The 22,178-nt window shown below is 71.3% G+C and carries 22 protein-coding genes; 13 read left to right on the forward strand and 9 right to left on the reverse strand.

The window, feature by feature from the left end; all coding sequences use genetic code 11:
• Positions 1 to 111 precede the first annotated feature (111 nt).
• From ACFXG1_RS07460 to ACFXG1_RS07485, 6 genes are all read right to left on the reverse strand, one after another.
• Complete coding sequence (locus ACFXG1_RS07460; protein WP_384741544.1) at positions 112 to 765, reverse strand: fasciclin domain-containing protein; 654 nt, start codon at positions 763 to 765, stop codon at positions 112 to 114.
• 82 nt (positions 766 to 847) lie between these two features.
• Positions 848 to 2,431, reverse strand: coding sequence for a molybdopterin-dependent oxidoreductase (locus ACFXG1_RS07465; RefSeq protein WP_384741546.1), 1,584 nt, complete (start codon positions 2,429 to 2,431; stop codon positions 848 to 850).
• 206 nt (positions 2,432 to 2,637) lie between these two features.
• Positions 2,638 to 3,387 (reverse strand): anti-sigma factor domain-containing protein, encoded by a 750-nt coding sequence (locus ACFXG1_RS07470; RefSeq protein WP_384707954.1) that lies wholly within the window; start codon positions 3,385 to 3,387, stop codon positions 2,638 to 2,640.
• Positions 3,384 to 3,968, reverse strand: coding sequence for an ECF RNA polymerase sigma factor SigK (gene sigK, locus ACFXG1_RS07475; protein WP_384707951.1), 585 nt, complete (start codon positions 3,966 to 3,968; stop codon positions 3,384 to 3,386). The genes ACFXG1_RS07470 and sigK overlap by 4 nt, the downstream gene beginning before the upstream one ends.
• A 105-nt stretch (positions 3,969 to 4,073) precedes the next feature.
• Positions 4,074 to 5,156, reverse strand: a complete 1,083-nt coding sequence (locus ACFXG1_RS07480; RefSeq protein ID WP_384707949.1) for an ABC transporter substrate-binding protein — start codon at positions 5,154 to 5,156, stop codon at positions 4,074 to 4,076.
• 201 nt (positions 5,157 to 5,357) lie between these two features.
• Positions 5,358 to 6,734, reverse strand: a complete 1,377-nt coding sequence (locus tag ACFXG1_RS07485; RefSeq protein ID WP_384707946.1) for an FAD-binding oxidoreductase — start codon at positions 6,732 to 6,734, stop codon at positions 5,358 to 5,360.
• 160 nt (positions 6,735 to 6,894) lie between these two features.
• Here ACFXG1_RS07485 and ACFXG1_RS07490 point away from each other — a divergent pair, with 160 nt between their 5' ends.
• The 9 genes from ACFXG1_RS07490 (at position 6,895) to fabG (ending at position 16,345) form a co-directional block, all read left to right on the forward strand.
• A complete protein-coding gene (locus ACFXG1_RS07490) occupies positions 6,895 to 7,914 on the forward strand; it encodes a beta-ketoacyl-ACP synthase III (RefSeq protein WP_384707942.1) in 1,020 nt (339 codons plus the stop codon).
• Positions 7,915 to 8,012: 98 nt separating this feature from the next.
• Complete coding sequence (locus ACFXG1_RS07495) at positions 8,013 to 8,255, forward strand: acyl carrier protein (RefSeq protein ID WP_384707939.1); 243 nt, start codon at positions 8,013 to 8,015, stop codon at positions 8,253 to 8,255.
• On the forward strand, positions 8,252 to 9,472 hold the full coding sequence (locus ACFXG1_RS07500) for a beta-ketoacyl-[acyl-carrier-protein] synthase family protein (protein ID WP_384707935.1): 1,221 nt from the start codon (positions 8,252 to 8,254) through the stop codon (positions 9,470 to 9,472). Before ACFXG1_RS07495 ends, ACFXG1_RS07500 begins: the two co-directional genes overlap by 4 nt.
• A gap of 67 nt (positions 9,473 to 9,539) precedes the next feature.
• Positions 9,540 to 11,447, forward strand: a complete 1,908-nt coding sequence (locus ACFXG1_RS07505; RefSeq protein WP_384707932.1) for an acyl-CoA dehydrogenase — start codon at positions 9,540 to 9,542, stop codon at positions 11,445 to 11,447.
• Positions 11,448 to 11,452: 5 nt separating this feature from the next.
• Positions 11,453 to 11,875, forward strand: a complete 423-nt coding sequence (locus ACFXG1_RS07510) for an acyl-CoA thioesterase (protein ID WP_384707929.1) — start codon at positions 11,453 to 11,455, stop codon at positions 11,873 to 11,875.
• 1 nt (position 11,876) lies between these two features.
• Entirely contained in the window at positions 11,877 to 12,860 is a 984-nt protein-coding gene (locus tag ACFXG1_RS07515; RefSeq protein ID WP_384707926.1) for a fumarylacetoacetate hydrolase family protein, read from the forward strand.
• Positions 12,857 to 14,452 (forward strand): acyl-CoA carboxylase subunit beta, encoded by a 1,596-nt coding sequence (locus ACFXG1_RS07520; protein WP_384707923.1) that lies wholly within the window; start codon positions 12,857 to 12,859, stop codon positions 14,450 to 14,452. Before ACFXG1_RS07515 ends, ACFXG1_RS07520 begins: the two co-directional genes overlap by 4 nt.
• Before the next feature lie 37 nt (positions 14,453 to 14,489).
• Positions 14,490 to 15,572 (forward strand): branched-chain amino acid aminotransferase, encoded by a 1,083-nt coding sequence (locus ACFXG1_RS07525; RefSeq protein WP_384741550.1) that lies wholly within the window; start codon positions 14,490 to 14,492, stop codon positions 15,570 to 15,572.
• Positions 15,573 to 15,625: 53 nt separating this feature from the next.
• Positions 15,626 to 16,345, forward strand: a complete 720-nt coding sequence (gene fabG / locus ACFXG1_RS07530; protein WP_384707917.1) for a 3-oxoacyl-ACP reductase FabG — start codon at positions 15,626 to 15,628, stop codon at positions 16,343 to 16,345.
• 46 nt (positions 16,346 to 16,391) lie between these two features.
• On the opposite strand, the gene ACFXG1_RS07535 is transcribed toward fabG, so the two are convergent.
• Complete coding sequence (locus ACFXG1_RS07535) at positions 16,392 to 16,961, reverse strand: helix-turn-helix domain-containing protein (protein ID WP_384707914.1); 570 nt, start codon at positions 16,959 to 16,961, stop codon at positions 16,392 to 16,394.
• 68 nt (positions 16,962 to 17,029) lie between these two features.
• Here ACFXG1_RS07535 and ACFXG1_RS07540 point away from each other — a divergent pair, with 68 nt between their 5' ends.
• From ACFXG1_RS07540 to ACFXG1_RS07550, 3 genes are all read left to right on the forward strand, one after another.
• Entirely contained in the window at positions 17,030 to 17,713 is a 684-nt protein-coding gene (locus ACFXG1_RS07540) for an AzlC family ABC transporter permease (RefSeq protein WP_384707911.1), read from the forward strand.
• Positions 17,710 to 18,042 carry an AzlD domain-containing protein gene (locus tag ACFXG1_RS07545; protein WP_384707908.1) on the forward strand — a complete coding sequence of 111 codons (333 nt, stop codon included), beginning with the start codon at positions 17,710 to 17,712 and terminating at the stop codon, positions 18,040 to 18,042. Before ACFXG1_RS07540 ends, ACFXG1_RS07545 begins: the two co-directional genes overlap by 4 nt.
• Positions 18,043 to 18,863: 821 nt before the next feature.
• The gene (locus ACFXG1_RS07550; protein WP_384707905.1) at positions 18,864 to 19,241 is read left to right on the forward strand and encodes a response regulator transcription factor; all 378 of its coding nucleotides are present in this window, start codon (positions 18,864 to 18,866) and stop codon (positions 19,239 to 19,241) included.
• 207 nt (positions 19,242 to 19,448) lie between these two features.
• Here ACFXG1_RS07550 and ACFXG1_RS07555 read toward each other — a convergent pair whose 3' ends face one another.
• Positions 19,449 to 20,111 carry a class I SAM-dependent methyltransferase gene (locus tag ACFXG1_RS07555; RefSeq protein ID WP_384707902.1) on the reverse strand — a complete coding sequence of 221 codons (663 nt, stop codon included), beginning with the start codon at positions 20,109 to 20,111 and terminating at the stop codon, positions 19,449 to 19,451.
• An 84-nt stretch (positions 20,112 to 20,195) separates the two neighbouring features.
• Entirely contained in the window at positions 20,196 to 20,678 is a 483-nt protein-coding gene (locus ACFXG1_RS07560; RefSeq protein ID WP_384741553.1) for a hypothetical protein, read from the reverse strand.
• 173 nt (positions 20,679 to 20,851) lie between these two features.
• On the opposite strand from ACFXG1_RS07560, the gene ACFXG1_RS07565 reads away from it, so the two are divergent.
• A complete protein-coding gene (locus ACFXG1_RS07565) occupies positions 20,852 to 22,057 on the forward strand; it encodes a helix-turn-helix domain-containing protein (protein WP_384707899.1) in 1,206 nt (401 codons plus the stop codon).
• The last annotated feature ends 121 nt before the right edge of the window (positions 22,058 to 22,178 follow it).

Here is a 22,178-nt window from a genome sequence, read left to right on the forward strand (position 1 = left end):
ACTTGGTTGTGCGCGCCCCCCCTCGTGGGGGGGCCCCCCCGTCGGGATCGGCCCCCGCCGGCTCGGGCGCGGCCACCCGCCCGCCGCCTCCGACCCCCACCGCGGGGCGCGTCAGGCGGCGGGCATCAGGACGCTGTCGATGATGTAGACGTTGGCGTTGGCGGTCTTGACGTTGCCGCAGACGACCTTGGCGGAGCCCCCGACGGTGTAGGACTCGCCGGAGCCCGAGGTGGTGAGCTTGGACTTCTCCAGGGAGTCGAAGGAGCCGTTGCCCAGGTCGGCGGGGGTGAGCTGCTGTCCGACGACGTGGTAGGTGAGGATCTTCGTCAGCTGGGCCTTGTCGTTGAGGACCTTGTCCAGGGTGGCCTTGGGGATCTTCGCGAAGGCGTCGTTCGTCGGCGCGAACACGGTGATGCCCTGGGCATTGTTGAGGGTGTCGACGAGTCCGGCCTTCTTGACGGCCGTGACCAGCGTCGACAGGGCCGGGTTGTTGGACGCGGCGGTGGCGACCGGGTCCTGGGCCATGCCGTCGAAGGAGCCGGAGCCCGACGTGGGCACCGTCGAGCAGGCGGCCCCGAAGGGCTTGTCCGCGGCCACGGTGCTCTCGGAACCCGTCCCGTTGTCGGCGGGCGGCGCCGAGGTCTCCTCGGCGGAGTCGGACGCGGCGGAGTCGCCGCCGCCGTCGTCGGAGCAGGCGGTCAGGGCCAGCGGCAGGACGGCCGCGGCGGCGAGGGCGACAGCGGTACGGCGGATACGGGTGTTCATGGTGTTGTTTCTCCTGTGGGACGAAGCGGGCTGAGCCGCGTTTTCGGGGGATTCAGGGGGTTCGGGATGGTGGTTCGGGGGGTCACTCGACGGTGACGACGACGGAGTGCCAGCCGCTGGCGCCGTCGGGGACGGTCTTCGTACGTCTCTCCGTCTGCACCGCTCCGGTGCGGTCGGTGGCGCGTACGGTGAGGGTGTGGCCGCCCTTGGTGGCCTGCCACGGGAAGGACCACTGGCGCCAGGTGTCGCGGCTGTCCTCCGCCGCGAGCCGGGCCTCCTGCCAGGGGCCGTCGTCGACCCGGATCTCGACCTTGTCGATGCCGCGGCGCTGGGCCCAGGCGACTCCGGCGACCATGACCGTGCCGGTCTTCGGCCGCGCGAACGACTTCGGGGTGTCGATCCGGGACTGTGTCTTGACCGGCGCACGGCGGGCCCAGCCCCGCCGGACCCAGTAGGGGTCGTAGGCGGCGAAGGTGGTCAGCTCGATCTCCTCGATCCATTTGCAGGCGGAGACGAAGCCGTACAGTCCGGGCACCACCATGCGGACGGGGAACCCGTGGTCGAAGGGGAGCGGTTCGCCGTTCATACCCAGGGCGAGGAGGGCGTCCCGGCCGTCCATGACGTCCTCGACGGGGGTGCCGATGGTCATGCCGTCCACGGAGCGCGACACCAACTGGTCGGCGGGCCCGCCCCGGGACGGCGGTACCACTCCGCACTCCGCCAGCAGATCCGCCAGTCGTACGCCGGTCCAGCGCGCGTTGCCGGTGTACGGTCCGCCGACCTCGTTCGAGACGCAGGTGAGGGTGATGTTCCGCTCGACCAGTTCGCGCCGGAGCAGATCGTCGAAGGAGAGCGAGACCGGCCGGGTGACGCCCCGGCCGTGGATCCGCAGCCGCCAGGTGGTGGCGTCCACCTTCGGCACCACGAGGGCCGTGTCGACACGGTAGAAGGAGCCGTTCGGGGTGAGGAAGGGGCTCACCCCGGCGATCCGCAGTCCGGCACCCGCGGGCACGGGGGCGGCGGGGGATCCGGGCGCGGGCAGGACGATCCGCTCGCGCGACGCGACCGCGTCCCGGGCGCCGAAGCCGTTCAGGACCCGGCCCAGGGAACCGGCCCCGGCGGACGCCACGGCGGCGGCGGACGCCGCGATGACGAACCCTCGCCGGTCCCAGCCGTGGTCCGGCGCGCCGTCGACAGGCTCTCGCCGTACGGCGAGACGTCCTACCAGGACGTACAGCACGACCGCTCCGGTGGCCGCCCCCACCAGGGACGGCAGGGCGTCCGGCGGGCCGATCGAATCGGGGCGGGTGGTGGCGGCCAGCGCCCCGACGATTCCGAAGAGGAGTACGCCCGCGGCGCCCGCGCGACGGAATCGCAGCGCGGCCGTTCCCAGGCAGAGTGCGAAAAGCGCCAGCACCGTGAGAATCCCGGCTTGCAGGACGAGTTTGTCGTCGGTGCCGAAATTGCGGATGGCCCAGTCCTTGACGGCGGCGGGCGTACGGTCGATCGCCGCGCCGCCGACCGCGACGACCGGCCCGGCCTGCGGGCGTACGGCCGGGGAGACCAACTCGGCGACGGCGAGGGCGGCGAAGCCCGCGAGCCCGCCGCTCAGCGCGCCGAGCAGGCGGCGGGCCCGGATCCGTGGTTTCCGCTTGTCGTCCGTCACATGGGGAATCCGGCCCCGGACGGCCCGTGGATTGGTCGTCCGCCCGATCGGATGAATTCCTTTTTCCGACCAATCCGCGGCGCGTGTCGGCTCCGGATATCTCGCGTGCGTCTCTGTCTTTCGCGCGCGTCCATCTCTCGCGCGTCGCGGAACGACGAAGCCGGGGCGCGCCATGTGTGCGGCGCGCCCCGGCTGTTGTCGCTTTCTCAGGAGGTGAAGGGCATCAATGCCAGGGGTGCGGTGGTGGGTTGTGCCGAGCCGCCTTCGGGTTCGACCGAGATGCCCATGCCCGACGCCCCGCCGACGGCGCCCCGCAGCAGCACCGTCTGGTCCGTACGGCCCGGGTCGAGCAGTCCGGCGGGGCGCATGGTGCCGTCGTCGTCGAGCCAGAGCTGGTAGGCCCGTCCGGCGGGCGGCCGGGGCAGGCCGGAGACGACGAACACGGCCCGGTCCCGGCCGCGGGAGACGATCACGCTGCCCGTCGCTCCGGCGTCGAGGGCACCGGCGTCGACTTTCGCGTCCGGCGCGGAGAGTACGGCGGCGATCTCCGCCGCCCTCTGTTCCACGGCGTGGGCGCGGCTCCGGGCGTCCTCGGCCCGGTCGTACTGCCACCAGGCCGTCCCCCCGAGGGCGGTGACGGCGGCGAGACAGGCCGCCAGCGCCCAGCGCGCCAGGGGAACGCGGGCCCGCCCCCCGGCGGGTCGGGCCGGCGCGGGTGAGCGGGGCGGTTCCTGGCGGACGGTGGTGATCCGGCGCAGGACCTCCTCCCGCATCCCCGGGCGGGGTACGGCGGAGGCGGCGAGGCCCAGGCGGGCCGCGGTGGCGCCCAGTTCGGCGCTCTCCCGCGCGCACGGCTCGCATCCGGCGAGGTGCCGCTCGAACGTCTCGCGCTCCCCGTCGGGCAGCGCGTCCAGCGCGTAGGCGCCGGTGAGCCGGTGGAGGTCGTCGGTGCTCACAGGGATACCCCCAGGCAGTCACGCATCCGGATCAGCCCGTCCCGTAGCCGGGTCTTGGCCGTCCCCAGGGGCAGTTTCAGGGCATCGGCCACCTGGCGGTAGGTCAGCCCCCGGTAGTAGGCCAGGGTCACGGCCTGCCGCTGGATCTCCGTCAGGGTGCGCAGACAGCGCCGTACCTGCTCCCGTTCGAGCCGCACCTCGACCTGCTCGGCCACCTCGTCGTACTCCGGTGTCCGGTCCAGCAGCGCCGCCTTGTGGTCGCGGGCGGCGGCGGCCTCCACGGACCGCACCCGGTCCACGGCCCGGCGGTGGGCCAGGGTCAGGATCCAGTTGAGGGCCGTGCCGCGCTCGGGCCGGTAGCGGGTGGCGGTACGCCACACCTCCACGAGGACCTCCTGGGCCACTTCCTCGGACTGGGCCCGGTCGCGCAGCACGGCACGCGCCACTCCCAGCACCCGGCCCGCCGTGGCGTCGTACACCCCGGCGAACGCCTTCTCGTCGCCGAGGGCCACCTGCCCCACCAACTCCTCCAGGTCCGGCTCGGTCGACGGATTCCTGCCGATGTACACGGCCTCTTCCACACGGTCCTCCGCGGTCAGCACAGCTCCGGACGTAATCCGGACCCGAACGGGCCGGGGATTGGTCCGGACCCCCAGAAGAACAGAAAGAGGTGCTCGGCGACGGGCTCAGCCGGTGCGCAGGACCCGGAAGCGCTTCGGATCCGCCGGGTCCCGGTCGGCGACCTGGACGGGCGGCCACGCCCACTGCCATACGCCGGTACCGGGCGTACGGGAGAAGCGGATCGGCCCGCGGGTGCCTTCGACGGAGATATGCGGCCAGGCCGCGGCGATCCGGGCCCGGTCCTCCCGCGCGCCGTGTGCGCGCAGCGCCTCGGCGAGGACGGCGACGGTGTCGTACCCCTCGAAGGCGACGAAGGACGGCGCTGCGCCCAGCCGCTCGCGGAGGGCCTTCTCCACCCGTGTCCCGAGCGGGCCGAGGGTCTCGGGCAGATAGCGCAGAAATGGAACCGCCGCGCCGTCCGGGCCCAGCAGGGCCGCCCATTCGGGCAGCTCCGGCTGTCCGGCGGGGGCTCCGATCAGGATCCCGGCGAGCCGCGGGTCGCGTCGTACGGCCCGGACGATCGATACGGCGGGTTCCGGGTGGCCGGTCAGCAGGAGCAGCGCCGTCGCGCGGTGTCGTACGAGTGCGTCGCACACATCGGCGGGGTCGATGTCGACGACGGTGCCGCCGTGCGGGGCGAGGTGTTCCCGCAGGACGCGGGTGCCGGACGCCCAGTAGACGCTCGGCTGGGCCGCAACGGCGATCCGGCGGTGGCCCGCGCCGATGAGGTAGTCCCCGTAGATCCGCCAGCCGTGGGACTGCGCCGGGGCCACTCGCGCGACCCGGTCGGCCGGCTTGTCGGTGAGGGCGTCGAGCACGGCCGACGAGCAGAGGTACGGCAGCCCGACGGCTTCGGCCCGGCCGGCGACGGCGCGGGCGACGACGCTGTGGTACTCCCCCACGACGGCCGCGACGCCGAGACCGGCCAGCTCGTCCACGGCGGCCTCGGCGCGCCGCGGGTCGGCGGCGGTGTCCCGGACCAGCAGTTCGAGGGGCCGCCCTGCGATCCCGCCCCGGTCGTCGACCTCCCGGACGCCCAGTTCGAGCCCGGCGAGCAGATGCCGCCCCGCCTCGGCCCAGCCGGGCCGTGTGAGGGGGGCGAGCGCACCGATCCGTACGGCTTCGGATGACGTCGGTGACGTGGTCATGTGGTGGTGCCTCCCGTGCGGTGTCGCCTTGCGGGCCGCCCGAGGTCCCGGTCCGTCGTTCCCGGGGGCGTACCCACGTGTTCACACCGGACATTGCATCCCCGCGACCGCCGGCGGACAACCGAGTTCTCCCGTGGGATCGACGACCGGCTTCCTTCCACCGACGCCCCCCACGGTCGGACCGGTCGGCGGTGCCCGCCGTCAGACGGTGAAGACCTTGCCCGGGTTGAGGATGCCCGCCGGGTCCCACACCCGTTTGATGCCGCGGTGCAGGTCCAGTACCGCCGGGCCCAGTTCGTCGGCCAGGCCGCGCATCTTCAGCAGGCCCACGCCGTGCTCGCCGGTGACGGTGCCGCCCAGCGCGAGCGCCTGGTCGACGACCTCTTCGAACACACCGCGGCAGCGGACGAGTTCCCGCTCGTCGCCGCGCGGCACCACCAGCATCGGGTGCAGGTTCCCGTCCCCGGCGTGCGCCAGGGTGGCGATGTGCACACCGTGCCGCGTGGCGATCTCCTCCAGGCGGGCGAGCATTTCGGGCAGAAGGCTCCGGGGGACGCAGACGTCCTCGCTCAGGACCATGCCCAGGCGTTCCAGCGCCGGGTAGACCAGGCGCCGGGCGGCGAACAGGGCGTCCGCCTCGGCCGGGTCGCCGGACCGCGCGCTCCCGGTGGCGCCGCCCGCCTCGAAGCAGGCGAGGACGGTGTCCGCCTCCTGGACGCCCGCCGCGCCCGGAGCGTCGCAGCGGGCCAGCAGCAGTACGTCGCCGCCGTCGGTGAGGCCCATGCCCTTCCACGCGTCGACGGCGCGCAGGGAGAAGCGGTCGACGAGTTCCAGGGCGCTCGGGACCACACCGGAGGCCACCACCCGGGCGACGGCCAGGCCGGCGCTCGGCAGGTCGGCGAAGTAGCCCACGACGGTGTGCTCCTCGGCGCGCTCGCCCCGCAGCCGCACCGTGACCTCGGTGACCAGGCCCAGGGTGCCCTCCGAGCCGACCAGCAGACCGGCGAGTTCGAATCCGGCCGAGCTCTTGGCGGTGCGCCGCCCCAGCCGGACCACGTCACCGCGACCGGTGACCGCCTCCAGGCCCAGCACGTAGTCCCGGGTGACGCCGTACTTCACACAGCACAGTCCGCCCGCGTTGGTGGCGACGTTCCCGCCGATGGTCGACCATGGGGCGCTGGCCGGATCCGGCGGGTACCAGAGGCCCTTGGCGGCACACGCGACACGCAGATCGTCGTTGACGACGCCGGGCTGCACGACGGCCAGCCGTTCGTCGGGGTCGATGCTCAGGACCCGGTCCATCGCCGCGAAGGACACCACCACCGCGCCCTCGACCGCGTTGGCGCCGCCGGACAGGCCGGTGCCGGCCCCGCGGGCCACCACCGGCACACCGTGCTCGGCGCAGTGGGCCACGACGGCCGCCACCTCGGCGGTGTCATGGGGCCGCACCACGGCCGCCGGGAGCGCGTAGGGCGCGCCCGCCGCTTCGTCGTGGGCGTAGGACGCCAACCGGAACGGGTCGGTGATCACCCGTCCGGCCGGGAGGAGCCCTGCGAGATCAGTCGGTGTCGTGGTCACCCCGGCGAGGTTGGCACCCGGGGCGGCAGTCGTTCAATTGTCCGTTGGTACAGACCGCGGCGCCTGTACCAACGGCCAATTGCCCGGCCCTGAAGGCTTCGGTCAGCCTTGCTCGACATCAGGCCAAGACTGGGTCCGCGGTCCTCAGGAGGGTGACTCGATGACGGCAGTGCTGATGGGAATCGGAGGCTTCCTCCCACCCGTGACGGTCACGAACGACGACCTCTCCCGCACCCTGGACACCACGGACGAATGGATCCGTACCAGAACGGGCATCCGGGAGCGGCGGTTCGTCTCCGAGGGCCTGTCGACGGGGAGCATGGCCGTTGCGGCCGGTGAGCGCGCCCTGCGGTCGGCCGGTGTGTCCGGGGTGGACGCCGTGGTCGTGGCGACCACATCGCCCGAGCGGATCTGCCCCGCGGTGGCGCCGGAGGTGGCGTCGCGACTGGGTCTTGGGCCGCTGGCCGCGTTCGACCTGACCTCGGCGTGCAGCGGATTCCTGTACGGGCTCGCCACCGCGTCCGGCCTGATCTCCGCCGGCACCGCCGACACCGTGCTGTTCATCGGGTCGGAGGCGTTCACCACCCTGGTGGACCCGGCGGACCGGGCCACGGCGCCGATCTTCGGCGACGGCGCGGGCGCGGTCGTCCTGCGCAGGGGCGAACCGGACGAACCAGGCGCGCTGGGCCCGTTCGACCTCGGCAGCGACGGGGCGCTGGCCGATCTGCTGGCCATTCCGGCGGGCGGTTCCCGGCAGCGTTCCGCCGACGGCGGCCCGGGGCACGGCACGGTGCCGACGGGTGACTGGTATCTGCGGATGGAGGGGCGCCCCCTCTACACGCAGGCCGTCGAGCGGATGACGCAGTCGGCGCGGACGGCTCTCAAGCGCGCCGACTGGTCCGCCGCGGATGTCGACTGGTTCGTCGGCCACCAGGCCAATATCCGGATCGTGCACGCGGTCGCGGAGGAGCTGGAACTTCCAGGGGAGCGGGTCGCGGTGAACATCGACAGGGTCGGCAACACCCTGGCCGCGTCCGTGCCCCTGCTGCTGAACGACTACGCCGCCCGCGGGGACCTGAAGGCGGGCCGGCGGGTGCTGCTCTCCGCCTTCGGGGCCGGTCTGTCCTGGGGCTCGACCACGCTCGTATGGCCGGACATCCAGGCGGAATCCGTCGAGTGACGGCTTCCGGTCCGGCGCCTACCGCTCCCCTTTGACACCTTCGCCCCCTTTGACCCTTTCATCTCCCGAACCCCTACCGCCCTCTTGGAGGAGACATCATGAGTTCCGTCCACGACTCCGTCGTCGAGGTCTTCGTCGCCCGTTTCGATCTGGACGCCGAGACGGTGACGCCAGAGGCCTCCTTCGACGACCTCGGTCTCGACTCCCTGTCGCAGCTCGAACTGGCCACCGCCCTGAAGAAGCGCCTGGGCGTCGTGATCAGCGACGAAGAGCTGTCCGAGGTCTCCACGGTCTCCGACATCGTCGCCCTGGTCGAGAAGAACGGCGCCGCGGTCCGATGACCGGCTTCGCGACCGCCGTCACCGGTATCGGTCTGGTGACTCCCGCCGGTATCGGTGTCAAGGAGAGCTGGGACCGTGTCGTCGACGGCCGGCCGACGGCGGCGCACCACGCCGACCTGGAGGGCCTGCCGGTGACCATGGCGTGCAGAGTGCCCGACTTCGTCCCGGCCGCTCTCGGGCGCACCGCCTGGCAGTGGGACCGCTACTCCCAGTTCGCCATCGCCGCCGCGCGCGAGGCGCTGGACCAGGCCGGGCTCGTCCCGGGCGAGTGGGCGGACAGCTCAAGGGTGGCGGTGATCCTGGGCTCCGGCGCCGGCGGCACCGCCACACTGGAGGCGCAGCACCGCGTCATGCTGGAGGAGGGACCGGAGGAGATCTCCGCGATGACCCTCCCGATGGGGCTGCTCAACATGGCCGCGGGCCAGGTGGCGATCGACATCGGCGCCAATGGGCCGTGCTCGGCGCCCTGCACGGCGTGCGCGGCCGGGGCCAGCGCGATCGGCCTGGGCCGCGAGCTGATCCGGTCGGGTCTCGCCGATATCGTCGTGGCCGGTGGTGCCGAGGCGCCGATCACCCCGCTGTACGTGTCCTCGTTCGCGAGGATGCGGGCACTGTCACGGCGGCTCGACGATCCGGCGACCGCGTCGCGGCCCTTCGACGCGGACCGGGACGGGTTCGTGCTCGGCGAGGGCGCCGGAGTCGTCGTCCTGGAGTCCGAGGAGCACGCGCGGGCCCGGGGCGTGCGGCCGGTGGCGCGGATCATCGGGTACGGGGCATCCGCCGACGCGCATCATGTGACGTCCCCGCATCCGGAGGGCAAGGGCGCCGAGCTGGCGGTCCGGGCGGCGCTCGCGGACGCCGGTCTGACCGGCCGGGACATCGACTACGTCAACGCGCACGGCACCTCGACCCCGCTCAACGACGTCGTCGAGGCGGGGGTGATCCACCGGGTGGCAGGACCGGACGTCCGGGTCAGCTCCACCAAGGGCGTCACCGGGCACCCGCTGGGCGCGGCCGGTTCCATCGAGGCGGCCTTCGCGGCGCTCACCGTGCACCACGGGGTGATCCCGCCGTCGGCGAGCACGTCCGATGTCGATCCGCGGGTGGAGGTGGACGTCGTGCACGGCGCGGCGCGCCACGCCCGTGTCGATGTGGCCCTGAGCAACTCGTTCGGCTTCGGCGGCCAGAACGCGGCCCTGCTGATCGCCTCGGCCTGACCCGCTCCCCCGGCCCGACCCTCACCAGCCCACCGCGGGAGTCACAGCCGCGGGAAAGGACCCCCAGATGACCACATCGGCCTCCGCCGAACTGTCCCGGCTGCTCTTCGACGGCAGGTACGAGCAGACGCACCAGGACCTGCGCGAGCTGCTGCTGGACCCCGTCTTCGACCCCCGCGAGGGGCTGAACATGACCGAAGCCGGGAAGCTGGCCTACGAACGGTCCAGAGCCGTGCACGCCGGACTGGAACGTCCGCGGGAGATCCTGGCCGATCCATGGCGGCTGTTCGCGCTGGCCGAATGGCCGTCGCTGGTGGACGTCTCCACGTTCTCGCTGCTGATGGTGCACTACAACCTGGCCTTCGGCACCGTCGTGGAGCACGGCGACCGGGAGGACCTGAAGGACCTGTTCGACGAGTTGGACCGGCTGGACTCCTTCAGCCCGTACATGGCCACCGAGCTGGGCTACGGCAACAATGTGGCCGCCCTGCGCACCGAGGCCGTCTACGACCCCGCCACCGAGACGTTCGTCCTGAACACGCCCGACGCCCTCGCGCAGAAGTACATGTCCTACAGCGGGTTCCGGGACGTCCCCAAGCTGGCCGTGGTGATGGCCCGGCTGAAGGCGGACGGCAAGGACCACGGCGTGTACCCGTTCCTCGTCCGGATCAGCGACGGGAAGGATCTGTGCGAGGGGGTGCACGCCGCGCCGTGCCCGGAGAAGCCGGTACAGGGCCTCGACAACGGCCTCACCTGGTTCGACCACGTACGCGTCCCGCGTCGCCAGCTGCTCCACGGCGATATGGGCGGCTTCGACGACGACGGAGTGTTCCGCCCCTCGTCCGGCAACCGGCGCAAGCGGTTCCTGCGCGCGATGAACCGCATTCTGCCCGGCCGGCTCTGCGTCTCCAGCGCCGCGACGGGTGCGGGCCGGGCGAGTGTGTACATCGCGCTGCGGTTCGCGGCGCGGCGGCTCACCAACGCACCCGGCCGCAACGACCTGCCGGTCATCGAGTACCGCAGCCACCAGCTCGCGCTGTACTCCGCGCTGTCCCGGACGTACGCGATGACACTGCTGCTCAACCAGGTCAAACGGGAGTTCACGGCGGTGCCGCCGGATGCCGTCCCGGCGGAGCTGAACCATCTGGTGTCGATCACCAAGGCGCTGTCGACCTGGGAGATGAGCGACGTCGTCGCCGTCTGCCGTGAGCGCTGCGGCGCGCAGGGCATCTTCAGCGCCAACCGGATCGCGGACTACGGGTCGCTGCTCCAGGGCCTGGTCACCGCGGAGGGCGACAACCAGGTACTGCTGGCCACCACCGCGGGGCAGATCATCGCCCAGTACGGCGATGGTGAAGGCGCCGCACCGGCCCCGGCCCCCGACCCGGCGGGACGGGACCTGGGGGACCTCGCGTTCCTGGTGGCCGCGGTACGGCACCGGGAGGCGGAGCTGCTCCGGGAGGCCGCTGCGGCCATGGCGGACGACACCGGCGACCGGACGTACTTCGAGGCCTGGAACGGCACCATCAACACCGGTCTGGAGATGGCCAGGGCCCGGGGTACGCGGACCGCGCTGGAGTGCTTCGCCGCCGCGGCCGGCACGCCGGAGGACGAGTCGGCGCGGACGGCGCTCGGCCTGCTGGCCGCGCTGTACGGGGTGAACGAGTTGCGCCGGGACGCCGGCTGGTACCTGGCGCGCGGGGTGCTGACCGCCGAGCAGGTGGAGCGGCTGCCCCGGGAGGCCGACACGCTGTGCGCGCGGCTCAGGCCGTACACCGACGCCCTGATCGGCGGCTTCAACCTCTCCCCTGAACTGCTGCGGGCGCCGATCGCCGCCGACGACTACGTGACCGCCTTCCAGCAGCGCACCGGCGGCTTCGGACCGGCCGCCGATACGGTCGCCGACGCGGTCGCGGTCGCAGGCGCGGGCGCCGGTGCGGTCGCAGGCGCGGTCACGGCCGCCGAGGGGAGCTGAACGCCGTGTCGAGACACAGCTACTTCTGCCCGATCCGCTGGTCGGACATGGACGTCTACGGCATCGTCAACAACGTCTCCTATCTGCGCTATCTGGAGGAGGCGCGGGTCGACTTCGTCTTCCGGATGGCGCCGACCGACGGCGACGCCTTCTTCAGGGACGGGTCCGTCGTGGTGGAGCACCGGATCCGCTACCGGCACCAGCTGGTCCACCGGCACGAACCGGTGGAGATCGAGATGTGGGTCTCCGACCTCCAGTCGGCGACCGTGGCCATCGACTACGTGGTCCGCGACGGCGACACCGTGTACGCCACCGCGTCGACCGTGATGGCGCCGTTCGACTACCGGGCCGGACGGCCCCGGCGGCTGACGGACGAAGAGATCCGCTTCTTCGAGAAATACCTCGAACAGACACCGGCGGCCGGCTGAGATGCGGCTGCTGCGGATCGGACCGCCGGGCGGCGAGCGGCCCTGCGCGGTGGACCCCGAAGGCATCGTGCGGGACCTGTCCTCGTGGGTGCCGGACTGGACGGGCGCGGCCCTGGACCCCGACGCGCTGCGGGAGACGGCGGCACGGCTGGCACGGGAGGCCGCCGGGCTGCCGGCGGTCGACCCGGCCGCCGGGCGGGTCGGCCCGCCCGTCCGGCCGGGCGGGCATCTGCTGTCGATCGGGCTCAACTACCGGGCGCACGCCGCCGAGGCGGGCCTGGCGCTGCCCGACGAGCCGATCGTGGCCAGCAAGGCGCCGTCCACGATGGTCGGCCCGTACGACGATCTGCTGCTGCCGCCGGGCGGTGAGAAGACGGACTGGGAGGTCGAGCTGGCCGTGGTGATCGGCCGGCGCGCGCGGTACCTGCCGGACCCCGCGTCCGCGCCGCGCCATGTCGCGGGGTACGCCACCGGCAACGACGTGTCGGAGCGGAGCTGGCTCCTGGAACGCGGCGGGCAGTGGGTGAAGGGCAAGTCCTTCGAGTCGTTCGGTCCGCTGGGCCCCTACCTGGTCACACCCGACGAGGTGGGCGATCCGGGCCGACTGCGGCTGACCTGCCGGGTCAACGGCCGGACGATGCAGGACGGGTCCACCGCCGACATGGTCTTCGGGGTGTCCCACCTGCTCTGGTATCTGAGCCGGTTCATGGTGCTGCACCCCGGTGACGTGGTGCTGACCGGGACGCCCGGCGGCGTCGCGCTGGGCCGCCCCGACCAGCCGTATCTGCGAGCCGGTGATGTGGTGGAGGCGGAGGTGTCGGGGCTCGGCGCCCAGCGGCAGCGCTGCCGGGCGGTGGTCCTGGGCGACGCCGGGGCGGGCGCCCGGGACATCACGGGCGTCGCGGACGTCGCGGACGTCGCGGGGTTTGCGGCCGTCGCGGCCGCACCCGTCCCGCCTCGTTCCGGAAGGAGAGGCAACGGATGACCGTCCAGCAGGGACTCACGGAGCAGCCGCCGGGCACCCGCACCGACATCCGGGCGCGGGTGGCCGACCTGCACACGACCAAGGAACAGGCGCGCGGCGGTCCGAGCGAGCGCGCGACCCTGGCCCAGCACGCCAAGGGCAAGCTGACCGCCCGCGAACGGATCGACATCCTGTTGGACGCGGGGTCGTTCAACGAGATCGAGCAGTTGCGCCGGCACCGGGCGGTCGGCTTCGGCATCGAGGACCGCAGACCGCACACGGACGGCGTGATCGCGGGCTGGGGGACGGTCGAGGGCCGTACCGTGTTCGTGTACGCGCACGACTTCCGGATCTTCGGCGGGGCGCTCGGCGAGGCCCACGCGGAGAAGATCCAGAAAACCATGGACATGGCCGTCGCGGCCGGCGCTCCCCTGGTCTCGCTCAACGACGGCGCCGGGGCGCGCATCCAGGAGGGCGTATCGGCCCTGGCCGGCTACGGCGGTATCTTCCGCCGCAATGTGCGGGCCTCGGGCGTGATCCCGCAGATCTCGGTGATCCTGGGCCCGTGCGCGGGCGGCTCGGCCTACTCCCCGGCCCTGACCGACTTCGTGTTCATGGTCCGCGGCACGTCGCAGATGTTCATCACGGGACCCGATGTGGTGAAGGCCGTCACCGGCGAGGACGTCAGCCAGGAGAGGCTCGGGGGCGCCGATGTCCACGCGGAGCTCTCGGGTGTCGCGCACTTCGTGTACGAGGACGAGTGGACCTGCCTGGGCGAGGTCCGGTACCTGCTGTCCCTGCTGCCGTCCAACAACCGGGAGGAGCCGCCGGCCGTCCCGTGCGTCGACCCGGAGGACCGGAGCAACAAGGCCCTCCTCGGCCTGGTTCCGGCCGAGGGGCGGCTGCCGTACGACATCCGCCGGGTGATCGAGGAGATCGTCGACCACGGCGACTTCCTGGAGGTCCACGAGGGGTGGGCACGCAATGTCGTGTGCGGTCTCGCCCGGCTCGGCGGCCGGGTGGTGGGCATCGTCGCCAACCAGCCGCTCGCCCTGGCCGGGGTGCTCGACATCAAGGCCAGCGAGAAGGCCGCCAGGTTCGTCCGGATCTGCGATGCCTTCAACGTCCCCCTGCTGTCACTGGTGGACGTGCCGGGCTTTCTGCCCGGGGTGGACCAGGAACACGACGGGGTGATCCGCCACGGGGCCAAGCTGCTGTACGCCTACTGCGAGGCCACGGTGGCGCGGGTCCAGTTGATCCTGCGCAAGGCGTACGGCGGCGCGTACATCGTCATGGACTCCCGCTCGATCGGCGCCGACCTCTCCTACGCCTGGCCGACCAACGAGATCGCGGTGATGGGCGCCGAGGGTGCCGCGAACGTCATCTTCCGCAGGCGGATCGCCGAGGCCGACGACCCGGAGGCCCTGCGGGCCCAGCTGGTCAAGGAGTACCGGTCCGAGCTGATGCACCCCTACTACGCGGCCGAGCGCGGCCTCGTCGACGACGTGATCGATCCCGTCGAGACCCGGGCGCTGCTCGTCCGCGCCTTCCGGATGCTGCGGAGCAAGCACGCGGACCAGCCGGCCCGTAAACACGCCAACATCCCCCTCTGATCCGAGAAACCCCGTGACCTCTCGCCCCGGAGCGCCCATGACGATCACCTTCACCACCGAGCCCGCCGTCCGCCGGCCGGCCGCCGAGCGGGCGGCGCTGATGGAGTCGCCCTCCTTCGGCGAGGTGTTCACCGACCACATGATCAGCATCGACTGGGGACGGGACCGGGGCTGGCACGACGCCCGGCTGCACCCGTACGGGCCGCTGGTGCTCGACCCGTCGGCCCAGGTGTTCCACTACGGCCAGGAGGTCTTCGAGGGCATGAAGGCGTACCGGCGCCCGGACGGCACGGTGGTGACCTTCCGCCCGTACGCCAACGCGGCCCGGCTGAACCGGTCGTGCGCGCGCATGGCGATGCCGCCACTGCCCGACGAGACCTTCGTCGAGGCCCTTGAACTACTGGTCGGCGCGGACCGCGACTGGGTCCCCGACCGGCCGGGGCACAGCCTCTATCTGCGCCCCTTCATGATCGCCACCCAGCCCACCATCGGCTTCTACGGCCCTTCCGCCGCCTACCGGTTTCTGGTGATCGCCTCGCCCGCGGCCTCCTACTTCGCGGCCGGGGCGAAACCGCTGACCGTATGGCTCTCCCGGGACTACACCCGGGCCGCCCCCGGCGGCACCGGCGAGGCCAAGTGCGGCGGCAACTACGCGGGAACGCTGGTCGCGCAGGCGCAGGCCAAGGAGATGGGCTGCGACCAGGTGGTCTGGCTGGACTCGGCGGAACGCCGCTGGGTGGACGAGATGGGCACCAGCAACCTCTTCTTCGTCTACGGCGACCGGCTGGTGACGCCGGAGCTGTCCGGGACGCTGCTGGCGGGCATCACCCGCGACTCGGTACTGACCCTCGCCGCCGAGCTGGGGCACCGGGCCGATGAGGGGCGGATCGGTGTCGAGCAATGGCGGGCCGACGCGGAGTCGGGGGCGCTGACCGAGGTGTTCTCCTGCGGCACCTCGTCGATGATCACCCCGGTCGGCTTCGTCCGGAGCGCGGAAGGGGACTGGACGATCGGCGGCGGAACGCCGGGACCGGTCACCGAGCGGCTCCGCGCGGAGCTGACGGGGATCCAGGACGGTTCACGGCCGGACCCGTTCGGCTGGGTCCACAAGATCGCCTGACCGGCGCCCGCCGGGTCCGGCCCACCGATGACGCAGAAAGGTGCGTGGAAGACATGAGCCGTTCGGTCCTGGTGACCGGGGGGAACCGGGGGATCGGCCTCGCCGTGGCGTGCGCCTTCGCGCGGGCCGGCGACAAGGTCGCGCTGACCTACCGCACGGGTGAACCGCCGCGGGCCGCGACCGACCTCGGCTGCCTCGCCGTCACCTGCGACGTCACCGACTCCGCGCAGGTGGAGCGGGCGTTCAAGGAGGTGGAGGCGGCGCACGGCCCGGTGGAGGTCCTGGTGGCCAACGCCGGGATCACCCGGGACCGGCTGCTGCTGCGGATGACCGAGAAGGACTTCACGGATGTGATGGACACCAACGCGACGGGTGTCTTCCGGGTGGTCAGGCGGGCCGCCGAGGAGATGGTCGACGCGCGGCGGGGCCGGATCGTCCTGATCTCGTCGGCGGTCGGCCTGCTGGGCGCGGCCGGGCAGGCCAACTACGCGGCGTCGAAAGCGAGTCTGGTCGGCCTCGCCCGGTCCGTCGCCCGCGAGCTGGGCTCGCGGGGCGTCACCTGCAATGTGGTGGCGCCGGGCATGGTCGACACGGATATGACCAAGGCGCTCGACGGGAAGCAGCGTACGGCCGTGCTGGGCAAGGTACCGCTGGGGCGCGGCGCGGAGCCGGCGGAAGTGGCGGCCGTGGTCCGGTTCCTCGCCTCGGACGACGCCGCCTACATCACCGGGGCCGTCCTGCCGGTGGACGGCGGCTGGGGCATGGGGCACTGAAGCCGGGCCGTGCGCGTACTCGGGAGGCTCAGGGATGCTCAGAGGCTCAGGGGTGCTCCGATACGAGGACCGCGCGGGTGCCGGGCTCCAGCGCCCGGAAGACGTGCGGGACATCGGCCGGGTAGCTGATGTAGTCGCCCGGGTGGAGTTCCACCGATTCGTCGGCGGTGCCCACCAGGGCCCGGCCGGCCCCGATCACGACATGCTCCACCACGCCGGGCAGGTGCGGGGCGGAGGAGCGCTGCGGACCCGGCTCGGCGGCGATGCTGTAGACGTCCCGCCGCACCCCCGGGGGAGAGGCGGCCAGCAGGGTGGCCCGGTAGTCGCTCTGCGCCGAACCTATCGCCGGCCCCTCGCCCGCGCGGATCACCTGGACCGGGGGGCGGGAAGCGGCCAGCAGCCGGGAGAAGGGGATCTCCAGGACCACGCACAGCGCCCACAGCGTCTCCAGGCTGGGATTGCCGGTGCCGGACTCCAGTTGCGAGAGCGTGGACTTGGCGAGCCCGGCGCGCCGGGCGACCTCGGTGAGGGAGAGCCCCGCTCTGACCCGTTCCGCCCGCAGGGAGGCGGCGATCACTGCCAGGGGCGGCTTGAGCGTGGGGTCGACGTCGGACAAGCCTGTTCGCTCCAATGGTCAATCGTTCGCCTTGACGAACACCCTCCGGGGTGTTCACCATAAACGCCATGCGTACGTTATGGGAAACACTGGGCAAGGGGCCATCGAGGGACATCGCGCTCGTCTGCCTGGCCGTTGGAGTCATCGGCCTGTCGTACGGGGCCATCGCGGTCACCTCGGGCTTTCCCTGGTGGTTCCCGGTCCTCATGGGCGTACTCGTACTGGCGGCGTCGTCCGAGTTCCTCTTCGTCGGGATCATCGCCGCCGGGGGAAGCCCGATCGCCGCGCTGCTGGCGGGCCTGCTGGTCAACGCCCGCCATCTGCCGTTCGGTCTGGCGGTGCCCGATGTGCTCGGGCGGGGCTGGCGCGGACTGCTCGGCACGCACCTGATGAACGACGAGACGGTCGTCTTCGCCATCGCGCAGCAGGGGCTCGCCCGCAAGCGGGCCGCGTACTGGGCCTGCGGCCTCGGCATTCTGCTCTGCTGGCCGGTCGGCGCCGCACTCGGCGCGCTGCTCGGCAGCGTCGTCCGGGACACCGGCGCCCTCGGTCTGGACGCGATGTTCCCCGCGGTGATCCTGGCCCTGATCCTGCCTTCGATGAAGGACCGGGCGCTGCGGCGGACCGCCCTGGCCGGCTCGGCGATCGCGCTGGCCCTCACCGCCTTCCTGCCGGCCGGACTGCCGGTCCTGGCCGCACTGGCCGCGCTGCCGCTGTTCCGGATGAAGAAGCTCGAAGGAGCGGCTCGATGAGCGGCCCCTTCCCCCTGCTGCCGGCGCTGGCGGCGATGCTCGCCCTGACGGCCGGGACCTTCCTGCTACGCCTCTCCGGTCCCGCCCTGCGGGCGAAGGTCACCTTCCCGAAGCGGGTCGAGAAGCTGCTGGAGGTCTCGGCGGTCGTCCTGCTCGCCGCCCTGACGGCCACGGCGGCGCTCACCGAGGGCGAGGGCTTCGCCGGCGCGGCCCGGGCGCTCGGGGTCCTGGTCGGCGGAGTGCTCGCCTGGCGCGGGGCACCCTTTCTCGTCGTCGTCATCGCGGCGGCCGGGACGGCGGCGCTCCTGCGACTCGCGGGAGTTCCATGACGTCACCCGAATACCCCCGAAGAGCGCCCGGAACCATCTCTCCGGGCGCTCTCGCTTATTTCATCGGGCAATGCGTGGCCCAAGAATTCAAGCCTCACGGCGAAATGCAGCCACTCATCTCAGATATTGGATCCGGCATTGCTCGATCCGGCCGCGAGCGAGTAACTTTACATAAGGCAACGGCCTCCAGAGGCCGGCCACCCGTGTTCGCATTGCTCGGCTTTCGTTCGGCATGCCGTTCCATCGAGATGCTCGGGGGGACCATCGTGGGTGGGGAAGTCGAAATCCTTCCATTGCCTGAGCCGCACGGCTCCCGCCGTACGACCCGATCATGTCGGGCGTTCGCCCCGCCCCCCGCTCCCCGCAGCCGCCCGGAATTCCTTTCCGGCGTCGACGCCGGCCCCGCGCCTTAGCGGCCGCCCCGAATTTTCGAGGGCGCTCCGGCAACTCGCGGACACATTCCGCCCTTTGACCGCACCCCTGTCGAGCCACCCGGAGCCGGGCGAAGCGGCAGGTTGAACCGAGGCCGGTCGAGCCGACTCCGAGCACATCTCCGGAATTGGCCGAAATCCATATGCTGCGCAACACCTTTCACCTGGCCGAGAATTGACCTGCCGACGTGCCCCGAGCCTGCCCTCACGCGTTCCCCGGAACGACGACGCACCGTCCGCCACCCCCTGCCCCGCGGCCGACCGGCGGGACGACCCACCCTTCCACCCACCCCGCGGGCCTCACCGCCGAGGCCGCCCCCCACACTTCGGCGCGCGCGAATCCGCCCCATGAGACGCCCCCCATCAGCCAGAAGACACCGAGGAACCGTCATGCGCACCGCAGAACCCGTGACAACACCCCCACACCTCGCCGCCGGCCGGCGGGCGGCCCTGATCCACCACCGTGTCTGGGATGCCGCCCTGACCCGAGTGCCCCTGTTATCCGGGCGTGAACTCGATGTCTTACGGATGCTGGCGAAGGGGTCGTCGAACCGGGCCATCGCGACCAAGCTGGCCATAACCGAGCGCACCACCAAGGCCCATGTCGCCCAGATACTGGCCAAATTCGATGTGGAGTCCCGCCTCCAGGCCGGCATCGTCGGGTTCGCCTGGGAAATCCTCACCAACGGCTCCGCGGTCCCCTGCGCCACCGACCCGACCAGGTGCCACACCCTGAGCGGGTCCCAACCCCAGGTGGAGAGCGCGTGATGAGCCGAGCGGCGTCCCCCTGTACGGCCACCGCAGAACCGGCGGCTCTCCCCTGCCGCCCCGCCCACCGCGATCCGCACCACGGATGGCCCTGTCGCACCGGTTCCCACAGGTATCCAGAGGCACCCTTTCGGCATCCCGAAAACAACCGCACTCCCACCGCGGAGCGCCCACCCGACTTCATCCATGCCCGCTCGCCGCAAGCGCTCAGCCCATCACAGCCCGCGCGATCAGCGTCCCGATATGACCGGGCGCCGGCGCGTCCAGAATCCGTACGTCCACCTTGACGAACCCGGCTTCGAGCAGAAGGCTCCGCCACTTCCGGGGTGTGTACCCGTACCGATACGTGTATAGGGCCTTGCCCGCGAATCCGCCTTTGTACATGCCCTGTGGACCGTATGCGCCGGGAATGGCCGGAGGATGCGAGAAGACCACCACACCACCCGGGTTCAGCCGCGCCGCGATCAGGGGCAGCAGCTTCACCGGGTCCGTGAACCAGACCGCCCCGAAGATCGAGAAGACCGCGTCGTACGTCTCCGTACAGTCACCCAGATACTCCAGCACTTCGGCACAGACGAACCGCGCCCCTGAAGGACCCCACCGTTCGGTGGTGTTGGCGACCATGACGGGCGACAGATCCACTCCCGTCGCCTTGACCCCCTCCCGCGCGAGATGCGCGAGCGCCCGCCCGGTCCCGCACCCGACCTCCAGCACGGTCCCGGGGTCCCCCAGCAACTCGGGTCCCGGACCGTGTTCGGCGTACTGGGTCCAGCACAGCACCGGGTCGGCGTCGAACACCTTGTCCTTGGTGCTCTCCGCGTAGGCGTCCCAGAGTTCGCGCTCGGCGTCGATGTCGTGTCGTGCGGGCAAGGAGGCTTCCTCCGGGTCGGGGCGGGCGGGGGCATGCCCCCGCCCGTCTCCGGAATCCGGGGGCGGGAGCACTCTAGTGCCGCCTCAATGGCTGTCAGGGACCTTGTCGTCGCACGGCGAGCAGTCGGAGGCGTCGGTCTCCCACAGTTCGTTGTCGACAACGAAGCCGTTCTTCCGAATCAGTTCGGCGGTTCGTGCCACGACCCCGTCACGGCGGCGTTCGATCAAGGGAGCGTGGTGCTTGTACTTCCCGTTGTTATGGGCATCGCAGAGGGCGAAGTAGAGGGGCGTGTCGAGGATGAGCTGGTGTACGCCGATGTCCACCGTGTAGCCGACGCCCATGTCCATGCCGGGGTTTTCCATGGCGGTGACGACGTAGGCGATGCCTTGCCCGAGGATACGTTCTGCGAGACTCCGGACGACCACGCTGTCCCGGAGAAGGAGTCGGACTTCGCGCTCCCACAAGTCATCGACGCCGACGTCGGAGACCAGATGAGGGACCCGCTCCTCTAACGCGTTCAAGATGGTCCGCGGATCACGCATTCGGGTTCGAACTGTTGTGCTCATCGTGCATATCCTCTCGTCTCCGTGGATTGCTGCACTTGCTTATACTTCCTGATGCTCAGTCAACTGCGCTCGCGGCAACGTAACGTGCACACCGATTGCACAATCCACCTGTGGGTACTCGATGAACCTGTGATCATGGCAGGAGGAATGAGTCCGCGAGGGAGACTGAGTTCATGAGCGATTCGGACCCACCCGCGAGCACCACCGGGCTGGCACCTGGCGAGATTCTCGCCGTGCTCCGTAAGACGCACGGTCTGACGCAGACGCAACTGGCCCGGAGGGCCAACATCTCGCTCTCGCTCCTCTCCAAGATCGAGATCGGGGACCGGTCCCTGACTCCGGCGGTGGCCGCCGGGGTGGGGCGAGCCATGGGGCTCACCATGGCCGAGGTGTTGGGCAAGGCCCCTGTGGCAACGGACGAGGCCCCGACCCTCACGGAGTTGCGGGCAGCTCTCCGCGACTACGACGTCCCCAGCGCTGTACGCCTCCCCGAGGGCGTAGTCGGTGCTGAAATGGCCGTCGCACACGGGCATCGGAGAGACGTCAAGGTATCCAAGCTTCTCGCCCTTCTACCCAAGCTGCTGAGAGACGCCACAACCCACGCGCTCACCGCGAACACACCGGAGGCGTGGACACGTCTCGCCCACGTGTACAGCACGATCTACTGGCTGGCCGCCCGTCACCGCTGGATGGATCTCGCAGAGCTGGCCGTCGCCCGACAACGGTGGTCCGTGGATCAGTGCCCCACGCCCCTTGCCGCAGCCGTGGCCGCCAGGGACCGGGCCGGGACGTATCTGAACTTCGGCGATGTCGAGCGAGGCCTGAATGTCGTAGATCACGCCATTGCCCGAGCGCAGGGGGTGCTCAGTGGAACGGAACGGGATACTGCCGTTTGCATCCTCAACCTGAGAGGGATGGCCCTCGCGAGCAGACTTCCGGACAAGAGGGAAGCCAAGCGGGAGGCCGAGCGTCATATCCGCTCCGCCACGTGGGCTGCCGCCGGGCTCGGTGTGCGTGACAAGAGTTTCCTGGGGCTGACAGTCGGCCCTCAGAACACTCATCTGCACCAGCTGGCTGCCTATGTGGATCTCGGTAGGCCGAATGATGCCCTCACGCTTGCGGACGATCTCCCGGAAGCGCTGAACGGGCTTCCCCCCACACGAGTGGCCCCGACCCATATCAATGTCGCACGGGCGTCTCTCGACGTCGGTGACCGAGATCGTGCACTCAAGCATCTGAGCCTCGCGTGGGACATCGCGCCGGAGATGGCTCGGATCCACCCCATGGGACGAGAGGTCTTCCGCGTCATCGCGTCCCTGCATCAACGGAGCAACCCCGAACTCATGCGACTGTCCAAACTCGCCGGGCTTCCGCTATGACGCGGCCAGGATCAGGCCGGCAACAGTTCACCGGGGAGCGGTCCATGTGTAGGGACTATCGCGTGCTGGGGGCACGCGTAACAGATGGTCCCGTCGCGGTATCCGATTTCGACGGCGGCGG

Source organism: Streptomyces sp. NPDC059248, assembly GCF_042753905.1.
Taxonomy (GTDB): Bacteria; Actinomycetota; Actinomycetes; order Streptomycetales; family Streptomycetaceae; genus Streptomyces.

Bases quoted from the DNA above. Each gene is read 5' to 3' on its own strand.
- ACFXG1_RS07520 (WP_384707923.1), top strand. From the start codon at position 12,857: ATGACCGTCCAGCAGGGACTCACGGAGCAGCCGCCGGGCACCCGCACC.
- ACFXG1_RS07495 (WP_384707939.1), top strand. From the start codon at position 8,013: ATGAGTTCCGTCCACGACTCCGTCGTCGAGGTCTTCGTCGCCCGTTTC.
- ACFXG1_RS07560 (WP_384741553.1), bottom strand. From the start codon at position 20,678: ATGAGCACAACAGTTCGAACCCGAATGCGTGATCCGCGGACCATCTTG.
- ACFXG1_RS07505 (WP_384707932.1), top strand. From the start codon at position 9,540: ATGACCACATCGGCCTCCGCCGAACTGTCCCGGCTGCTCTTCGACGGC.
- ACFXG1_RS07545 (WP_384707908.1), top strand. From the start codon at position 17,710: ATGAGCGGCCCCTTCCCCCTGCTGCCGGCGCTGGCGGCGATGCTCGCC.
- ACFXG1_RS07460 (WP_384741544.1), bottom strand. From the start codon at position 765: ATGAACACCCGTATCCGCCGTACCGCTGTCGCCCTCGCCGCCGCGGCC.
- ACFXG1_RS07500 (WP_384707935.1), top strand. From the start codon at position 8,252: ATGACCGGCTTCGCGACCGCCGTCACCGGTATCGGTCTGGTGACTCCC.
- fabG (WP_384707917.1), top strand. From the start codon at position 15,626: ATGAGCCGTTCGGTCCTGGTGACCGGGGGGAACCGGGGGATCGGCCTC.
- ACFXG1_RS07550 (WP_384707905.1), top strand. From the start codon at position 18,864: ATGCGCACCGCAGAACCCGTGACAACACCCCCACACCTCGCCGCCGGC.
- ACFXG1_RS07525 (WP_384741550.1), top strand. From the start codon at position 14,490: ATGACGATCACCTTCACCACCGAGCCCGCCGTCCGCCGGCCGGCCGCC.
- ACFXG1_RS07540 (WP_384707911.1), top strand. From the start codon at position 17,030: ATGCGTACGTTATGGGAAACACTGGGCAAGGGGCCATCGAGGGACATC.
- ACFXG1_RS07490 (WP_384707942.1), top strand. From the start codon at position 6,895: ATGACGGCAGTGCTGATGGGAATCGGAGGCTTCCTCCCACCCGTGACG.
- ACFXG1_RS07565 (WP_384707899.1), top strand. From the start codon at position 20,852: ATGAGCGATTCGGACCCACCCGCGAGCACCACCGGGCTGGCACCTGGC.
- ACFXG1_RS07480 (WP_384707949.1), bottom strand. From the start codon at position 5,156: ATGACCACGTCACCGACGTCATCCGAAGCCGTACGGATCGGTGCGCTC.
- ACFXG1_RS07515 (WP_384707926.1), top strand. From the start codon at position 11,877: ATGCGGCTGCTGCGGATCGGACCGCCGGGCGGCGAGCGGCCCTGCGCG.